This window comes from Coleofasciculus sp. H7-1 (assembly GCF_057473865.1).
In genome coordinates, this window is the sequence record NZ_JBYCCT010000009.1 from 1 (window position 1) to 16,399 (window position 16,399).

General features: G+C 45.8%; 27 protein-coding genes. 13 read left to right on the top strand and 14 right to left on the bottom strand.

Annotated elements, in window-relative coordinates:
- Nucleotides 1-103: 103 nt before the first annotated feature.
- The 4 genes from AC2VDX_RS01560 to AC2VDX_RS01575 all read right to left on the bottom strand — a co-directional run bounded on the left by AC2VDX_RS01560 (nt 104) and on the right by AC2VDX_RS01575 (nt 2,131).
- On the bottom strand, nt 104-256 hold the full coding sequence (locus AC2VDX_RS01560; RefSeq protein ID WP_378174778.1) for a hypothetical protein: 153 nt from the start codon (nt 254-256) through the stop codon (nt 104-106).
- Nucleotides 257-338: 82 nt separating this feature from the next.
- Nucleotides 339-851 (bottom strand): hypothetical protein, encoded by a 513-nt coding sequence (locus AC2VDX_RS01565; RefSeq protein ID WP_378174775.1) that lies wholly within the window; start codon nt 849-851, stop codon nt 339-341.
- Complete coding sequence (locus tag AC2VDX_RS01570; protein ID WP_378174772.1) at nt 829-1,719, bottom strand: DUF7226 domain-containing protein; 891 nt, start codon at nt 1,717-1,719, stop codon at nt 829-831. Before AC2VDX_RS01570 ends, AC2VDX_RS01565 begins: the two co-directional genes overlap by 23 nt.
- Nucleotides 1,706-2,131, bottom strand: coding sequence for a hypothetical protein (locus AC2VDX_RS01575; RefSeq protein ID WP_378174770.1), 426 nt, complete (start codon nt 2,129-2,131; stop codon nt 1,706-1,708). Before AC2VDX_RS01575 ends, AC2VDX_RS01570 begins: the two co-directional genes overlap by 14 nt.
- Nucleotides 2,132-2,407: 276 nt before the next feature.
- On the opposite strand from AC2VDX_RS01575, the gene AC2VDX_RS01580 reads away from it, so the two are divergent.
- The 3 genes from AC2VDX_RS01580 to AC2VDX_RS01590 are packed head-to-tail and all read left to right on the top strand — an operon-like array spanning nt 2,408 to nt 3,052.
- Complete coding sequence (locus tag AC2VDX_RS01580) at nt 2,408-2,530, top strand: hypothetical protein (RefSeq protein ID WP_378174767.1); 123 nt, start codon at nt 2,408-2,410, stop codon at nt 2,528-2,530.
- Nucleotides 2,531-2,561: 31 nt separating this feature from the next.
- Entirely contained in the window at nt 2,562-2,792 is a 231-nt protein-coding gene (locus tag AC2VDX_RS01585; protein ID WP_378174765.1) for a hypothetical protein, read from the top strand.
- Nucleotides 2,789-3,052: a type II toxin-antitoxin system RelE family toxin gene (locus AC2VDX_RS01590; protein ID WP_378174750.1), complete on the top strand. Its 264-nt coding sequence runs from the start codon at nt 2,789-2,791 to the stop codon at nt 3,050-3,052. Before AC2VDX_RS01585 ends, AC2VDX_RS01590 begins: the two co-directional genes overlap by 4 nt.
- A gap of 94 nt (nt 3,053-3,146) precedes the next feature.
- On the opposite strand, the gene AC2VDX_RS01595 is transcribed toward AC2VDX_RS01590, so the two are convergent.
- Genes AC2VDX_RS01595 through AC2VDX_RS01605 form a run of 3 tightly spaced genes read right to left on the bottom strand, consistent with a single transcriptional unit; the run spans nt 3,147 to nt 3,902 of the window.
- Nucleotides 3,147-3,470, bottom strand: a complete 324-nt coding sequence (locus AC2VDX_RS01595; protein ID WP_378174762.1) for a XisI protein — start codon at nt 3,468-3,470, stop codon at nt 3,147-3,149.
- Nucleotides 3,437-3,736 carry an element excision factor XisH family protein gene (locus AC2VDX_RS01600; RefSeq protein WP_378174759.1) on the bottom strand — a complete coding sequence of 100 codons (300 nt, stop codon included), beginning with the start codon at nt 3,734-3,736 and terminating at the stop codon, nt 3,437-3,439. The genes AC2VDX_RS01595 and AC2VDX_RS01600 overlap by 34 nt, the downstream gene beginning before the upstream one ends.
- Nucleotides 3,618-3,902 carry an element excision factor XisH family protein gene (locus AC2VDX_RS01605; RefSeq protein WP_378174756.1) on the bottom strand — a complete coding sequence of 95 codons (285 nt, stop codon included), beginning with the start codon at nt 3,900-3,902 and terminating at the stop codon, nt 3,618-3,620. The genes AC2VDX_RS01600 and AC2VDX_RS01605 overlap by 119 nt, the downstream gene beginning before the upstream one ends.
- Nucleotides 3,903-4,107: 205 nt before the next feature.
- Between AC2VDX_RS01605 and AC2VDX_RS01610 the strand changes: the two genes are divergently transcribed.
- From AC2VDX_RS01610 to AC2VDX_RS01625, 4 genes are all read left to right on the top strand, one after another.
- Complete coding sequence (locus tag AC2VDX_RS01610) at nt 4,108-4,338, top strand: hypothetical protein (RefSeq protein ID WP_378174753.1); 231 nt, start codon at nt 4,108-4,110, stop codon at nt 4,336-4,338.
- Entirely contained in the window at nt 4,335-4,598 is a 264-nt protein-coding gene (locus AC2VDX_RS01615) for a type II toxin-antitoxin system RelE family toxin (protein WP_378174750.1), read from the top strand. Before AC2VDX_RS01610 ends, AC2VDX_RS01615 begins: the two co-directional genes overlap by 4 nt.
- 179 nt (nt 4,599-4,777) lie before the next feature.
- A complete protein-coding gene (locus AC2VDX_RS01620) occupies nt 4,778-5,071 on the top strand; it encodes a BrnT family toxin (protein WP_378174747.1) in 294 nt (97 codons plus the stop codon).
- Nucleotides 5,019-5,282, top strand: a complete 264-nt coding sequence (locus AC2VDX_RS01625) for a BrnA antitoxin family protein (protein WP_378174744.1) — start codon at nt 5,019-5,021, stop codon at nt 5,280-5,282. Before AC2VDX_RS01620 ends, AC2VDX_RS01625 begins: the two co-directional genes overlap by 53 nt.
- 279 nt (nt 5,283-5,561) lie before the next feature.
- Here AC2VDX_RS01625 and AC2VDX_RS01630 read toward each other — a convergent pair whose 3' ends face one another.
- From AC2VDX_RS01630 to AC2VDX_RS01640, 3 genes are all read right to left on the bottom strand, one after another.
- Nucleotides 5,562-5,966, bottom strand: a complete 405-nt coding sequence (locus tag AC2VDX_RS01630; RefSeq protein ID WP_378174741.1) for a fasciclin domain-containing protein — start codon at nt 5,964-5,966, stop codon at nt 5,562-5,564.
- 613 nt (nt 5,967-6,579) lie between these two features.
- Nucleotides 6,580-6,993, bottom strand: a complete 414-nt coding sequence (locus AC2VDX_RS01635) for a hypothetical protein (RefSeq protein ID WP_378174738.1) — start codon at nt 6,991-6,993, stop codon at nt 6,580-6,582.
- Entirely contained in the window at nt 6,983-7,876 is an 894-nt protein-coding gene (locus tag AC2VDX_RS01640) for a pirin family protein (protein ID WP_378174735.1), read from the bottom strand. Before AC2VDX_RS01640 ends, AC2VDX_RS01635 begins: the two co-directional genes overlap by 11 nt.
- 81 nt (nt 7,877-7,957) lie before the next feature.
- Between AC2VDX_RS01640 and AC2VDX_RS01645 the strand changes: the two genes are divergently transcribed.
- Both AC2VDX_RS01645 and AC2VDX_RS01650 read left to right on the top strand, forming a co-directional pair.
- On the top strand, nt 7,958-8,179 hold the full coding sequence (locus AC2VDX_RS01645; RefSeq protein WP_378174732.1) for a hypothetical protein: 222 nt from the start codon (nt 7,958-7,960) through the stop codon (nt 8,177-8,179).
- A gap of 89 nt (nt 8,180-8,268) precedes the next feature.
- Nucleotides 8,269-8,805, top strand: coding sequence for a PadR family transcriptional regulator (locus AC2VDX_RS01650; RefSeq protein WP_378174729.1), 537 nt, complete (start codon nt 8,269-8,271; stop codon nt 8,803-8,805).
- A gap of 4 nt (nt 8,806-8,809) precedes the next feature.
- Here AC2VDX_RS01650 and AC2VDX_RS01655 read toward each other — a convergent pair whose 3' ends face one another.
- Entirely contained in the window at nt 8,810-8,998 is a 189-nt protein-coding gene (locus AC2VDX_RS01655; protein WP_378174726.1) for a hypothetical protein, read from the bottom strand.
- Between the two features lie 649 nt (nt 8,999-9,647).
- On the opposite strand from AC2VDX_RS01655, the gene AC2VDX_RS01660 reads away from it, so the two are divergent.
- A complete protein-coding gene (locus AC2VDX_RS01660; RefSeq protein ID WP_378174724.1) occupies nt 9,648-10,520 on the top strand; it encodes a hypothetical protein in 873 nt (290 codons plus the stop codon).
- Nucleotides 10,521-10,523: 3 nt separating this feature from the next.
- On the opposite strand, the gene AC2VDX_RS01665 is transcribed toward AC2VDX_RS01660, so the two are convergent.
- Both AC2VDX_RS01665 and AC2VDX_RS01670 read right to left on the bottom strand, forming a co-directional pair.
- Complete coding sequence (locus AC2VDX_RS01665; RefSeq protein ID WP_486928081.1) at nt 10,524-10,688, bottom strand: hypothetical protein; 165 nt, start codon at nt 10,686-10,688, stop codon at nt 10,524-10,526.
- Nucleotides 10,660-10,803, bottom strand: a complete 144-nt coding sequence (locus tag AC2VDX_RS01670) for a hypothetical protein (protein WP_378174721.1) — start codon at nt 10,801-10,803, stop codon at nt 10,660-10,662. Before AC2VDX_RS01670 ends, AC2VDX_RS01665 begins: the two co-directional genes overlap by 29 nt.
- Nucleotides 10,804-10,943: 140 nt before the next feature.
- On the opposite strand from AC2VDX_RS01670, the gene AC2VDX_RS01675 reads away from it, so the two are divergent.
- Nucleotides 10,944-12,173: a DUF4336 domain-containing protein gene (locus AC2VDX_RS01675; RefSeq protein ID WP_378174787.1), complete on the top strand. Its 1,230-nt coding sequence runs from the start codon at nt 10,944-10,946 to the stop codon at nt 12,171-12,173.
- Between the two features lie 142 nt (nt 12,174-12,315).
- Nucleotides 12,316-12,831, top strand: coding sequence for a dihydrofolate reductase family protein (locus tag AC2VDX_RS01680; RefSeq protein ID WP_378174718.1), 516 nt, complete (start codon nt 12,316-12,318; stop codon nt 12,829-12,831).
- A 309-nt stretch (nt 12,832-13,140) separates the two neighbouring features.
- On the opposite strand, the gene AC2VDX_RS01685 is transcribed toward AC2VDX_RS01680, so the two are convergent.
- Nucleotides 13,141-14,472: a GTPase family protein gene (locus AC2VDX_RS01685; protein WP_378174716.1), complete on the bottom strand. Its 1,332-nt coding sequence runs from the start codon at nt 14,470-14,472 to the stop codon at nt 13,141-13,143.
- A gap of 294 nt (nt 14,473-14,766) precedes the next feature.
- Here AC2VDX_RS01685 and AC2VDX_RS01690 point away from each other — a divergent pair, with 294 nt between their 5' ends.
- Complete coding sequence (locus AC2VDX_RS01690; RefSeq protein WP_378174713.1) at nt 14,767-16,341, top strand: metallophosphoesterase family protein; 1,575 nt, start codon at nt 14,767-14,769, stop codon at nt 16,339-16,341.
- The last annotated feature ends 58 nt before the right edge of the window (nt 16,342-16,399 follow it).

Consider the following 16,399-nt stretch of genomic DNA (forward strand, 5'->3'; position numbering starts at 1 on the left):
TTGAAAAATGCTGGGCTAGCTTGAAAAGTCGCATTCGCAAACTCTTACGGGACTCCGATAACCTGCGGGATGCGATGGAGACGGTTCTCAAACAAGCTGCGTCCTAACACACCTGGCGACAGCTATACCTTACAAAATATGCGATCGCTCTCACTGTTAATTGTCCACATCCAGAGCGATCGCTGCATTGAGCATGGTTCTTGCTCAATGCAGCGATCGCATCCTGTGCCAGGATATCCAGTGGTAGTTGCGTCATCTTGTTATCCCTGTTCTGGGGATAACGGGAGGCGATCGCCTTTGAGATCCAGAATCGAGGCAGTCGCTTAGTTCAAGTCTGTTTACTTCAAGTCTGGAATCTCTTGGTCTAGCTGAACAGTGTAGTAAGCAATCTCTCTGACCTTAGATAATGGAATAGGAATTCCCAAAGTTTTGTAGCCTACGTTCTGAACTTCTTTATCCTTGACTTCCAAGCGTGATCGCCAGACAAGGTTTCTCATTCTTCCAGGAGCAACCACCAAAACTTCCATCGTAGGGAGCAAAAATATCCAATAGTCAGCCTGCGAACGCCATCCCCAACCAGGAATATTTTGATTGTCTACGGAAATAGTTTCAAAGAACAGATTTCCTGTTCTAGATGAGGCTAAGTCAAACTTGTATTCAACATTAACTGTAGTTCCATCCGGACGCATTAAAATTCTATCTATACCTGCATCCTGATATTTATTAACTCCAGAAACATCTAGAATCCTGTAAGCAGAGCTAAGCCATTTATCAAGGATGCTTTCACCCTGTTTACCTATAAATTCTTGGCTCTTGAAATCATATATCTTACTCTTGCCCTGAATCGTCATTTTCGTCTGCTCCTCCTTCGCCATACAACATTGGAATCGTGAGCTGAACACCACCATCGTGAATATGGATAGGAATTCCACAGTATCTCGAAATCCACTTAATCCAATTCTTCAACGTTTGCGAACGACGATTACTTGTATCAGCGCCTCGCAATATTTCTGGAAAAGTTAGATTTTTAACTAGCTCATCATTTAGTACCAGTCCATCATTCAGTTGACCTCCTCTTTCGGAAACAGCAGCAAGAACTCGCCAAACAGGAGGGTAATTCAACATAGCTTCAATAAGTAGCCTGAATTGCAAGTCTTGATCTGGTGCCTCAGCAATTAACCTTCCTTTTTCAGTCAGTTCTGTTAACCATTTATTGCCTTGCCGTTTATTCGTAATCAGCTTTAGTTGTTCTAGAGTGTGCTTTGCATACTGCCCGTGTCGAGAAATGTACTGTTTCTTCTTGCCTCGATGTCCTAATTTGTAACCTAAATCATATGAATTTGTTACTCCTTGATGAATCAAGATAAGAGCCTTGACTATCTTTTTTGGTTGGTCATACTGGGGGCTTGACTCTACAACATTTTTGTCATCCCAGTCATCTGCAATTTTAAATCTCTGTTTGTACACGTCTGCTGGCTTCATCTTTACGTCAATTAGCAATACTTCTTTGTTTGCAAAGTTGGGTCTGTAGAATAAGTTACAAGTTACTCCAGAAATCTTGTTGGTGTTGACATCGTAAAAATCTGTCTTACTCAAGTGACCATCCCGTTTCAGGATTTCTAGAAACTGATTCAGCTCGTAGCAAACCTCAGGAGGGTAATACTTTTCTGGATTGCTCAATTCTTTTTGAAGCCTAGGATCGGCGCTAATTTTGAACATCGATACATTTCTCCTCTATTAAATTCTCTATTTCAATAAGACCGTTATCTATGGCAAGAAGTTTGTGAGCAACCTCAGAAATTGGTATTGGAAGATAATTTGCTAGGCGAGGACTAACAAAAGCTACAGCTCTACGGGTGTGATATGTCACATAAATGCAGTCAACCTCAATCTGTAAACGCTCCCAACAAACTGTCATATGTAGTCGGAAATCCGACAAAGACATTTCTTCGCTCTTACCAATCGCGCCATCTTGTTCCGCTTGTTCCAAATCTTTTAGAGGCACTAAAAATGCAACTATTTTACCGTAATAAGTAGCAGCAATTCTTTTCATCCCTAGCTGAACCTGACGCTTGAATTTTGGCAGGCTCTCTCTTAGGTCTGACAGTGGGAGCTGCTTGAAAGAACTCACTGGGCTTTCCTCTCAATCGTATAGTACAAACATACTCTTTTATTGTTTAACTAAATCTTATATATGGCAAGATAGCGTCATACAACAAAGTTGTCAAGTATAGTGAGTGTAGCATGTAGGCTTTGTTTTACGTTTTTTGGCTACAAACGTTTCTAAGAAAGGATTTCAACCCAATAAAACTTCATGATTTAATACGCTTAGGAGAGATGTAGTTGTTTGCCCCACAGTTGCGATCATCATCTGTGTACTCAATTGAGCCAACTATAATTAGTGAGCATGAGCAAGAGACTTTCCGATAAGGACATGACGAGGGTCGCTATCTTGCCAGTATCTGATGCCAATGGCGAGAGGCTTTATCGAGCTATCCCCTCTGGTAAACTGTGCGATCGCTCATACTAGAATACAGAATGTCAAGTGAGAGCAGTACACCATGTCGTCGGTAGCGATCGCCACAGTAGTAAAAATCATGGAGTCTTTGCCTGTTGATGTACAGGAGCAAGTTGCAGAGCATCTTCGGGAGTACATTGACGACTTGCAAGATGAAATTCGATGGAATGAATCGTTCCAGAGAACACAACAAAACCTTGTTGCTGCTGCAAAACGTGCCAAACAGGAAATTGCTGAGGGGCAAGCTACTCCGATGGACTACGACCAACTATGAAGTCGGCAGTTCTTCCCTCTTTTTGGGTTGAGTACCGACAGTTAAGCAACGATGTCAGGCAGAGTGCCAGGAAAGCTTATCGTCTGTGGGCAGAGAACCCATTTCACCCGTCTTTGCATTTCAAGTGCATCAATAGCCAAGAGGATATTTGGTCTGTTAGAGTAACGCGAGGTTATCGGGCACTTGGGGTATTAGAAGACGATACAGTTACATGGTTCTGGATCGGTAGCCATGACAATTATGAGCGGTTTTTCTCATAAGTTGCAGCAGCTCAATATTCGGCTATGCGATCGCATCTTTGCTAAGTTTTCGCTGCACGTAGAAGCGCGATCGCCAGCTCGTCATACCTTGAGTTTAGGCAGTTGCGGCAGTTTGTTCTTCAGGGAGAAATGCCAGAACAATTCGGTCTCTTGGAATGCCTGCGGCGATTAAGTCTTTGGTGATTCCCTGTTCCATTCCGTCATATTCCACCCAAACCTTGCCCTCACTCAGAGTCACATAAATCAAATTTCCCCTCACCCGTCGTCCTCTATCCCAACCCACCTGCATCAGCGCATAGCGGTTTTGCGTGTCATCAAATACCGTATCGAGTCGAATATCGCCGTGTGAAGGTTTAAACTGAGCGTATCGTTGAATTACTTGCTTTACAATGTCCCGCTCTCTCGTGGTGGTATCCATCGCTTCACCTCTTGCGCTTCTAAATCTACAATAAGCAATTTCATCGGTAACTCACGCCTCACCAACTCACCAATCGGTTCGCTGAAAATCCCATCAAAGGTTGTGTCTGCAACAGCGAGATACAACTCGCGATCTGGATCGACCTGTTCAAGGAGGAGTCGATAAAGAACGTATTGACCAATCGCTTGCTCTTGCGTCAGCAATTGCCGAGTTGCCTCGAAACTCCTTGATTTCAACTGCAATTCGACTACTCCCGCGTCTAGCACCGATAAAGCGTCCTGCAATACCGTTGAGCGCATCTAATCTTGCGGCTAAGTCTATAAACAGAAATCGTTCGCCATACGATATGACATAGGGATCGTCCGTGATTTCCCAACGCTCCTTGATCAGAGCTTGCCTAATGATGTTATGAATCGCATCTCGCTGAGGCATGACTTAGTGGGTCAGAAGCCGAATGACTAGCTTATAGTAAGCTATGCGAACTGACAAGTCAGCGCTTCGCTATCGCATCCTCGAACAAATAGAGCGAACTGACTCTTTCTGCGCTTCGCTATCGCATTCTTGCTAAGTTTTCGCTGCACGTAGAAGTGCGATCGCTCATACTAGAATACACAATGTCAAGTGAGAGCAGTACACTATGTCATCAGCAGCGATCGCCACAGTAGTAAAAATCATGGAGTCTTTGCCTGTTGATGTACAAGAGCAAGTTGCAGAGCATCTTCGGGAGTACATTGACGACTTGCAAGATGAAATTCGATGGAATGAATCGTTCCAGAGAACACAACAAAACCTTGTTGCTGCTGCAAAACGTGCCAAACAGGAAATTGCTGAGGGGCAAGCTACTCCGATGGACTACGACCAACTATGAAGTCGGCAGTTCTTCCCTCTTTTTGGGTTGAGTACCGACAGTTAAGCAACGATGTCAGGCAGAGTGCCAGGAAAGCTTATCGTCTGTGGGCAGAGAACCCATTTCACCCGTCTTTGCATTTCAAGTGCATCAATAGCCAAGAGGATATTTGGTCTGTTAGAGTAACGCGAGGTTATCGGGCACTTGGGGTATTAGAAGACGATACAGTTACATGGTTCTGGATCGGTAGCCATGACAATTATGAGCGGTTTTTCTCATAAGTTGCAGCAGCTCAATATTCGGCTATGCGATCGCATCCTTGAACAAACTTGCGCGAACTGACTCTTTGGAGCGCTTCGCTATCGCATTCTTACTAAGTTTTCCCTGTATATAGGCATCAGCGATCGCACTTCTTTATTAGTGTTGGGTGAGGGCGATCTTTCATATTAAAATTGGGGATATGAACTTTGAGTGGGATAAAGACAAAAACGAAGCCAACATCACCAAGCATGGATTGGATTTTGTCGATGCGCCACGAATTTTCAATCTTCCACTTCGGATTAGCCTAGATGAGCGAGAAGACTATCGAGAAGATCGCTTGATTGGACTTGGAATGCTCGATGGGCGAGTAGTGGTCGTTGTTTACACCGAACCCGATGACCAAACTATTCGGATCATCTCACTCCGAAAAGCTTTACCTCATGAACGAAAACGTTATGAACAATACCTCAAGGACGAATTGGGAGCGGGTTGACGCACTAGAAGAAGATGAAATCGATACCTCGGATATTCCACCGCTGACAGAGGAATTTTTTAGCAACTCACAGTGGCGGAAACCTGTCTCATCACTTAGTGTTATGGTTCAAATTGATGCAGAAACCCTTGCATGGTTCCAAGCGCAAGGAGAAGATTATGAAAAAAGGATGGCTGCGGCATTGCGGATTTATGCAGAAGCACATAAATAATCAACTTAACTAAGTAATCAGCTGAAATGTTTGTAGTCTTGGATGAGAGCGAACTGACTCTTTGGAGCGCTTCGCGATCGCATCCTGGCTAAGTTTTCGCTGTATGTAGGCTCTTACTCGCGATCGCACATTAACCGGGGAACATCCCAATGCTTGTAAAAAGGGCAAATAGAATTCGCATCTACGCCAACCCTAGAGAAAACACATTCAAATAGTTGTGGGGCAGCGATTATAAATAATCGCTGCCCCACACAAAGTATTAACTATTTCTTGCGTTGCTTACGCAGGAAGCAATACTGTGTCAATGATGTGGATGACACCGTTATCAGCAGCAACATCCGCTGTTGAGACTGTGGCATTATTCACTTTGACGCCACCATTGGAAGCATCAATTTTCACATCTGAACCCTGAACTGTAGTAGCTGACTTCAGCTTAACTACGTCAGCTGCCATCACTTTGCCGGAAACGACATGATAGGTCAAGATTTGCTTAAGCTTTGGAAGATCCTTAAGCAAGGAATCTACTGTACCTTCTGGAAGTTTAGCGAACGCTTCATCAGTAGGCGCAAACACAGTGAAGGGACCAGGGCCTTGTAGTGTATCTACCAAACCAGCAGCTTTAACGGCAGCAACTAGGGTGTTAAACGAACCAGCCTGAACGGCGGTATCAACGATATTAGCCAAGTTTTTTACCTGTTTTTTCTCTCTTGTTAACAACTATAAAGTGTATTCTAATAAATTATCTGTACCTTTAGGCATATCCCCACTTTGTTGAGCAGAGAGCTACAGAAATACTGGATATCGTTTATACTAATAAAGTTATAAGTTTGATTTAGGTTAAGTAGAGTTTATGCAGAAGTTATAGGATAAACTTCAACTTCCATTCAAAAATATTACCTAGCATTTTTATAACAATAACTACTGAGATAACATACATTGGTGCAAATGCAGTCGAGGCACCAGTTCCTCATATTTTTAATATAAATTCATGTAGTTTTATTCTACTCTTGTAGATTAACTTGCTTGGTTGAATTTGGCAAATGGGGAGCGTTGGAAACCTGAAGGAGCGATTCAGGGAAAGCAGATTTTCTGTTCTGTATTTTCTGTTCTGTAAGGGTAAGTGCGATTGGGCAAAGCCCAGCGCCTGTCTGAAGAGATGCCGAAAGCTGCTTAAGCGATCGCATACTTCTCTCAGATGAAGTCTAGATCGTTGCTTGCACTAAAGGACTCTCAAAGATTTCCGTACCAATAGAAATGCACCGCGAGGTATCTCACGGTGCATATAGTTCACTTCAGCTTATTTAATGGATGCAAGAAGCTCTGATACCGCTGCGTGTGCCAATACAACGCCCGGTTCGCGCTGGAAAGCATTGTAGTATTTCCTGGCAAACCCATTGCCTAGCTCAGACGGCGTCAGCAGCGTGCGGGCATGGGTAATCAGATTTTGGATATCATCCAGCGATAGAGGTTCATCTGCTTGGAGCATCTCATCAATTTGTACAACCAGCTCAGAAAGACGATGCAGCCAAGCAAATTGTTCGTGTTCAATAACGAGTTGAAGGAGTTCTGTGTTTGATACCCGTCCTCGTACCTGTTCGTAAGTGATGCGTTCTGTGTCAAGCAACATCCGGTGGAGGTGCAGCAATTTGTTCCGCAGATCGCGCAGATATTGATGTTGATGTATTCGTTGTAGAAGCGTGTTAGAAGTCAATGGAACCCATCCTCCCGTTACGATAATCTTCAATCGCTTGAACAATTTCTGCTTCGGTATTCATCACGAATGGCCCGTAGCGGACAACTGGCTCGTTTAGCGGTACGCCAGCAATGAGCAGCACTTGCAATGGCGATCGCGCATCTGATGGATTGGCGATCGCTACTTCCTCACCATCTTGTGCAAACAACACCATCTGCCCATCTCCGCCGCGTTCCTTGTCTGTACCAAACAAACCTTCTCCATCTAGCACATATGTAAAAGCATTGTATTCTTTTGGCACAGGCTGAACCACCGTTGCACCCGGTTGGAGCGTGAAGTGCAGGTACATTATCGGAGTCTGCGTTGCTAGAGCCGCCTTCACTCCCAGCGCTTCTCCGGCGATCGCTTTTACCGTTACCAAGCCATCATCTGTTTGAGCAGTAGGAATTTGCTCAGCCGAGATTTCCTGATAGCGAGGCTCGATCATCTTGTCCCGACGAGGCAGATTCACCCAAAGTTGCAGTCCGTGAAGCCGTCCGCCAGTCCGAGCAAATTCCCGCTCTGGCATTTCTGAATGGACAACCCCGGCTCCGGCTGTCATCCACTGCACATCACCGGCACCCAGCTGCCCTGCATGACCCTGTGAATCTTTGTGTTCCAAGCGCCCCTCAAGGACATAGGAAACCGTCTCAAAGCCTCTATGGGGATGATTCGGCGCTCCTTTTGCTTGACCAGGCTCAATATCAATAGGCCCTAATTCATCAAGGAGGAGAAAGGGGTCCAAGTCTGAAAAGGTGCTTTTGGGGAATGGGCGGCGCACAAGCATCCCTTCACCCTCCAGCGTTTCGACACTGTTAATGATACCTGCAACCGTTCGCATCGTTCGTATTTGAGTCGTCATCAACTGTCTCCTTGATGCCTTTGTTTTCAGTTTTATAACAAGCAAGGCGGAGAATATGCGGCTAACCAGCACTTGCAGAGCATGAAGTCTCTCTACAGGTCATCAACCCCGGACGGCAAGAAGCTGGTGCCCTGTTTAACTCAGGACTTACGCAAAGCTTATACATATAGCGTTTTTTCGGGTTCAATCCCCCTGTCGTTGCCGGTGGCAGATGTGGTGATGTGCGGCGAGTCCTGTTTAACTCAAGACCAAGTTGTCAGGTTCTTTGTCGGAGCCAACTATCATCAATCTCATTTACTTTGATTGCTCCTATACTCGATTAGTCATATATTAGCATAAGATCGTAAGTGACAAATAGAGCTTCCACCACTTCATTCTTCGGAAAACCGTCTATGTCTCTGGCACACGCAATTCTGGGTTTACTTCAGCAAGAAGAGAGGACGGGTTACGACCTAAAAATAAGCTGTTTCGATCGATGTATTGCTCACTTGTGGCCCGCAGACCAAGCGCAAATCTACAGAACCCTTGATAAACTGGTTGGGCAAGGGTGGATTAGCTGTACTGTAGAGATTCAGAGCGATCGCCCCAACCGCAAAGTTTACAGCGTGACTGAGACAGGACTAGCCGAATTAATTCGATGGCTGCAATGTCCTCAGCCCTTGCCAACCGTGCGAGATCCGTTGCTCGTTCAGTTGCATTTCGCAGCACAGTTACCGGATGAAGCCATCCTTCAACTGTTAGAACAGCAACTAGCCGCACGCCGCCAAAAGCTAGCTGAGTGTGAAAATATTGAGTTGCCAACGCTTAGCGATCGCTCTGCGAGCCGCGAGCAGATTCTGCAACGGCTCGGACTAGAATTAGCGATCCGAAGAGAACAAACTTACATTGATTGGCTCAAGACTGCTATAGAGGCGATTGGGCATTCATAATTAATCAACTAGAGCTAAAAACCAACGCCTCTATCTCGTCTTCCACTTCGCTAATCAAATCCTGCAATTGCCACCAATCATAAGATTCCCTCGGTATCTGCTTTTGTTGTTCCAAAAGCTCAGAAAGCCGTGCATTTAGCCGCTTGAATTCAGAAGCAATCCATTGAATCTTCAGTTGACGGGCATCAGTCATAAGTCTGAGTTCTCTTTACTGTGATTCTTCTTACAGGTTTGAATCAGTTAAACGGGAAAAATCACTCTAGCAATCGCACTATCTAAACAGTTGTCCCAAAAATTGCCAATTTTCTTTGTTAAAGGGTGACTCTAATACTTTTCTGATAAGGCACGATCTCGCCTAAACTCCCGTGCAAAAGGGAGAACATATCCCCGTTTTTAAAGCGGTAGTGAGAATCCAGATTTCTCCCCTATACTCCTTGCAAAGAGAAAAAATAGCTCCCTTTTTTCTAGCGTTAGCGATCGCGTAGTGGCGCGGATGCGCGAGAGGGATGCGCTTCCTTCGCGGGGGTTAGGGGGATCTGATGTGTAGCCTCACAAAAGTGAAAGGGTATTAGTCAAATTTCTGCGCTAACAGGATTTACGCAACTTGCGCGACATTTGGGGGCAACCACAGGGGGATTGAACCGACAAGAGCGCTATATGTATAAGCTTTGCGTAAGTCCTGACTAAAATCCTTGCACACCAAGGATTTTAGAACTTATGGGTAAAGCATAGACTTTCTGGTGCTTCGGGAAACAGACTGCTTAGAAGTGAAGATACCTGTTACTTACCCAAAAGCGTAGTTATCAAGAATGCGCTTACTCAGTTTTGGAGAAAACTCAAAGATGAAAAAGTTGATGACGACAATTGCATTTGCTATTTGCTCATCTATGCTTGTGAGTTGCAGTAACTCGCTTCCAAATGCTTCTCAGGAAAAGCAAACAAATAACGTCCAGGAAACTAAGACAAACTCTGCTGGTAAAACTCAAACAGATCCCGAAGTTAAGGCTGATTCTTCTAATAAAAATCAAACAGAAACCCAATTCAAAACTGATTCTTCTAATAAAAATCAAACACTGACTCAAGTTAAACGCAACAAAAATAAGCAAATTTCAACCGAACAGCCAACCATTGCCACCGTCAAAAGCATGGTACAGGGAGACCTCAAGTGCTACGTCACCCTAGTAGATGAAAACCGAATCCAGAGAGATGTGGGTGCATCATTTGAAGTCTGCGATCAACAAAAAACTTTCTTAAATAAGAAAGTGCGTAACTTTTATGAAATAGTCCCCGTTAGTGATTGCCAAAGTGCCGAACCTTGTGGCAAAAGCAAACAAGAATCCCTCATCACCAAGATGGAGATTATCGACGATGAAAACTCTCAAGCTCCAACTGACTCACAAACTCTCAGTAATGGTGAGTGGACAATAACGATTGGCAATGAAAAATCTTGGTCAGGGGTCAATGGGACGGGAAACCTTAGCTACCGTGGTTGTGATGCCAATGGAAAATGCATCAATTTAACTGGAGGTAAAATTACTTGTCGGGATGGGATTTGCACTACAGGCTGGGCTAATGGGGATTATTTTTATATTGTTGAGAAACCAATCAGCAATCCCGATAAACCTGAAGAATCTGACTCTTCAACAACCTTAACAGTAAAGAAAGGATCTGCGGTAATTCTGAAAGCTACAGGATTTAAAGCCGTATCTCTGTGAGAATTATTTGAACAACAACTGGAGTCCGACGACTAAAGTCCGACGACTAAAGTCGCGGCTAAACAAACAAAGCCTGCCAACGCAACGGCTTATATTAAGCCGTTGCGTTGGCAGGCTTTGTTCTTCTAGCCCCAGGCTTCTAGCCTGTGGGTGTATATTTGCTGTCATCGGGATGCTCCCACCGCGTTAAGCCTTCAATGGCGTATAGCACATATAGCGCCCATAAATTGTTGTCAGTGGCTAGTGGCAAAGATGCGATCGCTGCAAGTCTTCTACAATTCAAAATCTAAAATCTAAAATGGTATAAGCTGACTTAGTTTTAACAAAAATATAGTTTATTGTGACAACAATTTGCTACACTCCAACTTCTGAAGTTCAAATAAACACAGATTGAGCATTGAGAATGCGGAAGGGGGTCGTGAAGTGGCTGATGATGGCGCACCAAACGCAGAACAGATTCATCCGAGGGACTTGTCATGGTCTTTCTGGTTCACTTTGCCCCTCTATCCCTTTGGCAGTCGGCGGACAATCCGCAAAGAAGTCGTTCAGGATACAGTCTGGACTTTTGACCAGCTTCAGGGCATCTTCTACGTTGTCGTGCCCATTCGCATGACGGTCGTTAAGCTAGATGAAGGGGGTTTGTTCGTCTATGCGCCTGTTGCGCCAACCCCTGAGTGTATCCGGCTTGTCAAAGAATTGGTAGCAGAACACGGAGATGTCAAGTACATCATTCTACCCACTATCTCTGGACTAGAACACAAAGTCTTTGTGGGTCCCTTTGCTAGATGTTTTCCGCTAGCACAGGTTTTTGTGGCTCCTTCTCAGTGGAGTTTCCCCCTCAATCTACCCCTAAGTTGGCTGGGTTTGCCTTCCAAACGCACTCAGGTACTTCCACAAGACAGCAGCACCACCCCCTTTGCCAACCAGTTTGACTACGCGATACTAGGGCCTATCTACCTGGGACCGGGTAAGTTTGCGGAAGTTGCATTTTTCCACAAGCGATCGCGCACGCTACTGGTGACAGATTCGGTGGTTTCTGTACCAGAAGATCCGCCAGCAATTGTCCAATTAGATCCCTATCCTTTGCTGTTCCATGCCAAGGATAAAGCGTCTGATATTGTTGCAGACAATTTGGCAAATCGCCGTAAGGGATGGCAGCGCATCTCCCTATTTGCTTTGTACTTCCAACCAGGCGTGCTGGAAGTACCCAAATGGGGTGAGGTGTTTCGCAATGCTCTCAAAGCACCGGAACGTTCTAAGAAAGCTTATTTCGGTTTGTTTCCTTTTAAATGGAAGCATGACTGGAAGCGGTCATTCGAGGCGCTGCGAGGCGATGGTCGCTTGTTTGTAGCACCAATTCTACAGACTCTGATTCTCAACCGCGCACCCAGAGAAACTATCGAATGGGCAGATAAGGTGGCAAGTTGGAACTTTCAACGAATTATTCCCTGCCACTTTGACTCACCAATTAAAGCAGAACCGCATCAGTTTCGACAAGCATTCTCTTTCCTAGAAAAGCAGCCTTCTCAAGGTGCAGGATTATTCAGCAGTAGCACTTATCCCTTGCCAGAGCAAGATTTTCAACTACTCAAGGAACTGGATAAAGGTCTAAACAAGCTTGGCATCGTGCCGCCAGCGAAGGAAAAGGTGTAGTACAAAGAGCAAATATAACAGGTAAGGGAATAACGATGAACCTATTTTTATCTCGCCCTGCGAACATGACGAATCAGCGTGTTAAACTGCTGCGGACAATCAATAGTTATAATGCCTTAAGTTTATCTATCAGGCTGGTGTCATGCGTAAAATTATACTGTTCATTGCATCCAGTTTAGACGGTTATATTGCGCGGCAGTCTGGCGACATTGACTGGTTATTCACAGACCAAGATTATGGCTATTCAGAGTTCTTCGCCAGTGTTGATACTGTTCTCATGGGTAGGAAGACTTACGAGCAAGTTCTTACTTTCGGTGAGTATCCCTACAAAGGTGTAAAAAGCTATGTCTTTACCAGGAATCCTCTATTTCCAGCAGATAGTAATGCTGAAGTTATCACGGAAGACATCAAGAAATTTGTAGAGCAATTGCGTCAGGTAGATGGAAAGAATATTTGGTTAGTTGGCGGCTCTCAATTGACTCATGCCTTGATGAGTCAGAATCTAGTAGATGAGCTAATTCTTTCGATACATCCAACTATATTGGGTGAAGGAATTCCCTTATTTGATAATCGAATAAACCCTCAATCTTTGAATCTTACTAAATGTCAAACTTATCGTTCTGGTCTTGTGCAGCTATGCTATAATGTAGTGCATTGAAGCGAATAAATGGCAATAGCGATCGCTTATCGCTACAATAACTAATTAAATTATATAGCAATCCTATTTGATTTGTGAAATATTCTTTTTGAACGAACCGCCAAGGACGCCGAGGACGCAGAGAAAAGAAATAGAGAGTTTGAGAAATCAGTTAGGAATGCTATAGTTTTAGCCATTATGTTAACAGGGTTTGTGTCGTGTGCCGATCGCATCCGTGCAGAAAAAGAGATGCTGGAAACTGCATTTGCAGAACAATACAAGATTTACGTATCTATTGACAAATCATTGTTTTTTAAGGAACAGGTGTTCTCAACGTTTGATTCCTTTAAATCGTTCTTGTGCTGTCTTAAACGCTTCTTGCATCACCGATTGAATTTTCTGAGGGTCGGGCTTTTTACCGCCCATTAAGTCACCGAAATAGACGCAGGCACCTTCGCCCAATGACCAGGTGTAGGCAGCTGCCCAGGAAGCAGCGATCGCACTCCCAAAACCAGGTAAGAATTTGATTAACTCCCGTCCGACTGCTCGTGCTAGGAAACCACTAGCGATCGCGCTAACGACACCCCCCGCCTGCGATGGACTTAGCGTTTGCCCGTACAATTTTCCTAACAAACCGACCATTGAGACTTGCAAGGCAGTTAGGACAGGCATGGTGGCAAATGGCAACGGTACCGCCTCGATCGCAGCTGCCATGATGGAAAATGCCAAAATATAACGGCGTCCAACATCCCGGTAGAGATTGCCAATTTGTTCGCCAGCGCCTTTATCCAATAACTGATAAATCGCCCGCGCTTCCGCTTCTGGTAAAAGGTCTGCCAAGGTATCTCGCAGCGCCTCCAAGCCATAAAATACCGGAGTGTAACCATCTTCTTCCAGAGTGAAGTCGATCGGGAGGGCGCGATCGCACACTCCGGCAAACGCTTGTTGAATTGCACCGAAGGCTCGGTTAACCTCCTCATAGTCAGGTGGATAGGCGGGATGATCGGCAGCACCGGGAGGATAAACCTCATGCAAGCAGGTGACAGCCAGCAGACAGGGAATATCTGGATACTGCTGATGCAGCACAGTCGCAATCTGTCGCAGTGTGTCGGTTGCAAAATCATTAATTTTGACCGTCAGAATCAGAATTCTGGCGGAACGACTCTCCTGTTGCAAATCGCCAACCAACTCCTGAACGATCGCCTGAGTGTCCTGGTTTACATCTCCCAGTCCGACCGTATCCGTAAAAATGAGTAACGGCACGTCGCTGGAAGGATAAGCATACCGTTCCGTGTGTTGCGTGTGGGGGCGAAATCCCTGACCGACAATCTCAGCAGAAACGCCCGTCAGCCCCCGCACAATTGAACTTTTCCCAGCTTGAGGTTTCCCAATCAAGAGGGCTTCCGTGGTGGGGAGTTCGGCTCGAACAGTCTCCAAAATCTCTGCAACCCGATCTTCGCTGACACTAAACCACCCAACAGCCGTTTGTGCCACTTGCTCTACAGGTAGCAGTTGCCTCAATTTTGCTGTGGCGTTGTTCCAAACACCTGCAATCCGGTTTTTCCGAGAATCATTGACCGACTCAGTCGTCACAGCATCAGTTGGTTCACTGGGCTGCTGAGAATCCATTGACGACGAATCAGCATCACGTTGCTCAGTCATAGAAATTAAAACAGCGGATAGATTCAGATTACATCCTGTCTATAGCAATCCTATTTGATTTGTGAACCCCTGTAGAGACGCGATTAATCGCGTCTCTACACTAAGGCGAATACTCGCGCACAACTCAAATAGGAGTGCTATATCATCTAGGCTACAAGCAAGCTACTCATCGCTCTCGCCCATCGCCTTTCTTATATAAATCGATAGAAGCCTTCTAGGGGGCGCAGGCAGGTACAATCAGCATGCAGTGGGACGAGCAACGAGGGCACAGAGAAATCTGGGAGTAAAGCAGCTATGCAATTTGTATCCGATCCACCGATCTCGGTCAAAATCCGTAAGATGAACGAACGAGTGCGATGGCTTGCACCGAGTCTTGTGGAACGAGGAATCGATCAAACCCGGATGGTTTTAGACGATGGCGCTTCTGACACTCCGGAGTTCTCATTTTTAGTCGTGGGGGATAGTGGTTCCGGCTCCTATCGGGGATACAACCCCCAACGACAAATCGCAGAACTCATGATTCGCCACCGCGAACAGAGCCGTTTCGTGTTGCACACCGGCGACGTGATCTATCTGGTTGGCTCCAGCGAATACTACCTAAAAAACTTTATTTCTCCCTACCGAGAGTTTTTGGTAGGTGGCGATCGCCCCGAACGCATTGCGTATGACCAAATGGTCTTTAATATGCCGTTCTTGCCCGTGCCAGGGAACCACGATTACTATGACCTACCCTTTATCTATGGTTTAATCGCACAGGCTTCGCTGCCCCTACGCCGCCTGCTGCGCTCCCAGTTAGATTTGGACATTGGCTGGCACGGTTCGGATCAAGGTAATGCCTATGCGCGAGCGTTTCTTGACTACCTCAAAGCGTTCAATAGCGAGGGCGAACTGGCTCGTCATCTGGATCGTCATTACACTGCCAAGACTGATACTGGTCGCTGCCTTTCTTATCAACCGGGACGCTTCACCCGCTTACCCAACCGCTATTACACGTTTCGTAGCGGTGGGATTGATTTCTTTGCCCTCGACTCAAATACTTTCAATGCGCCATTACCCCTGCCAACGACTAAAGAGGGGGACGCCTACCGTAGCGAATTGGAAAATCGTCGGTCTGACCTGGAACGGCAGAAACTTCAAATCATGGAAAGCTCAGCTGTACTTCGCTCCGGGCGACCCGATGAGGCTGAACAGCTTGATGACAATCAAGCCAAGCTTGAGCAAATCGACGAACTTTTAATTGACATCAACAAGCAACTGGCAGCCGACGAAACGACAGTAACTGACTTCGAGCAACTGGACTGGCTGCGGCAAAGGCTGATTGAATCTTGGAATACTGCCGAGGTGCGCGGACGGGTAATTTATTTCCACCATCCTCCCTACGTCACGGAGGCGACGAAGTGGCACCAGGCGCAAACTTTAGCGGTTCGCCTCCGCCTCCGCCGGGTGTTGGATGCGGTGAAGCAAGCAGTCGGAAAGCAGACGCAGGGTCGTCCGCTGGTCGATCTGATTCTGAACGGTCACGCTCACTGCCTGGAATATCTCCAAACTGGCGATACCGGATTCGCTGACTCTAATATTAATTGGATCGTTTGTGGTGGCAGCGGTCACAGTCTGCGCCGTCAGCGGTCTGAGGGAGCGGAATTGACGGAGATTTTTGGGGATTTGAAGGGTGGTGACACCCGCTTGGTGGCGAAATCGCTGCTTTTTGTCGGTCGTCATGGTCAGGGGTTGCAGAAGCGACGACCCTACTCATTTTTGCGAATTGATGTCTTTGACGGTCGCCCCCCCAAGTTCAAAGTCCGACCGTTTATCGCTGAGCGATCGCAGCGAGAGTGGAGTAATAGCCAGATTGAACCGTTTTCGATCTGAGTTTTTGCGACGAGCGATCGCTCATCCCATACTACAACCTGCCATTCCTTACATATAT

Coding starts and splice junctions, on each gene's coding strand:
- AC2VDX_RS01595 (WP_378174762.1), bottom strand. CDS start 3,470: ATGGATACCACCACGAGAGAGCGGGACATTGTAAAGCAAGTAATTCAA.
- AC2VDX_RS01640 (WP_378174735.1), bottom strand. CDS start 7,876: ATGACGACTCAAATACGAACGATGCGAACGGTTGCAGGTATCATTAAC.
- AC2VDX_RS01610 (WP_378174753.1), top strand. CDS start 4,108: ATGTCATCAGCAGCGATCGCCACAGTAGTAAAAATCATGGAGTCTTTG.
- AC2VDX_RS01650 (WP_378174729.1), top strand. CDS start 8,269: ATGTCTCTGGCACACGCAATTCTGGGTTTACTTCAGCAAGAAGAGAGG.
- AC2VDX_RS01585 (WP_378174765.1), top strand. CDS start 2,562: ATGTCGTCGGTAGCGATCGCCACAGTAGTAAAAATCATGGAGTCTTTG.
- AC2VDX_RS01605 (WP_378174756.1), bottom strand. CDS start 3,902: ATGCCTCAGCGAGATGCGATTCATAACATCATTAGGCAAGCTCTGATC.
- AC2VDX_RS01570 (WP_378174772.1), bottom strand. CDS start 1,719: ATGTTCAAAATTAGCGCCGATCCTAGGCTTCAAAAAGAATTGAGCAAT.
- AC2VDX_RS01565 (WP_378174775.1), bottom strand. CDS start 851: ATGACGATTCAGGGCAAGAGTAAGATATATGATTTCAAGAGCCAAGAA.
- AC2VDX_RS01660 (WP_378174724.1), top strand. CDS start 9,648: ATGAAAAAGTTGATGACGACAATTGCATTTGCTATTTGCTCATCTATG.
- AC2VDX_RS01625 (WP_378174744.1), top strand. CDS start 5,019: ATGAACGAAAACGTTATGAACAATACCTCAAGGACGAATTGGGAGCGG.
- AC2VDX_RS01615 (WP_378174750.1), top strand. CDS start 4,335: ATGAAGTCGGCAGTTCTTCCCTCTTTTTGGGTTGAGTACCGACAGTTA.
- AC2VDX_RS01690 (WP_378174713.1), top strand. CDS start 14,767: ATGCAATTTGTATCCGATCCACCGATCTCGGTCAAAATCCGTAAGATG.
- AC2VDX_RS01580 (WP_378174767.1), top strand. CDS start 2,408: ATGAGCAAGAGACTTTCCGATAAGGACATGACGAGGGTCGCTATCTTG.
- AC2VDX_RS01620 (WP_378174747.1), top strand. CDS start 4,778: ATGAACTTTGAGTGGGATAAAGACAAAAACGAAGCCAACATCACCAAG.
- AC2VDX_RS01665 (WP_486928081.1), bottom strand. CDS start 10,688: ATGACAGCAAATATACACCCACAGGCTAGAAGCCTGGGGCTAGAAGAA.
- AC2VDX_RS01685 (WP_378174716.1), bottom strand. CDS start 14,472: ATGACTGAGCAACGTGATGCTGATTCGTCGTCAATGGATTCTCAGCAG.
- AC2VDX_RS01645 (WP_378174732.1), top strand. CDS start 7,958: ATGAAGTCTCTCTACAGGTCATCAACCCCGGACGGCAAGAAGCTGGTG.
- AC2VDX_RS01560 (WP_378174778.1), bottom strand. CDS start 256: ATGACGCAACTACCACTGGATATCCTGGCACAGGATGCGATCGCTGCA.
- AC2VDX_RS01655 (WP_378174726.1), bottom strand. CDS start 8,998: ATGACTGATGCCCGTCAACTGAAGATTCAATGGATTGCTTCTGAATTC.
- AC2VDX_RS01680 (WP_378174718.1), top strand. CDS start 12,316: ATGCGTAAAATTATACTGTTCATTGCATCCAGTTTAGACGGTTATATT.
- AC2VDX_RS01590 (WP_378174750.1), top strand. CDS start 2,789: ATGAAGTCGGCAGTTCTTCCCTCTTTTTGGGTTGAGTACCGACAGTTA.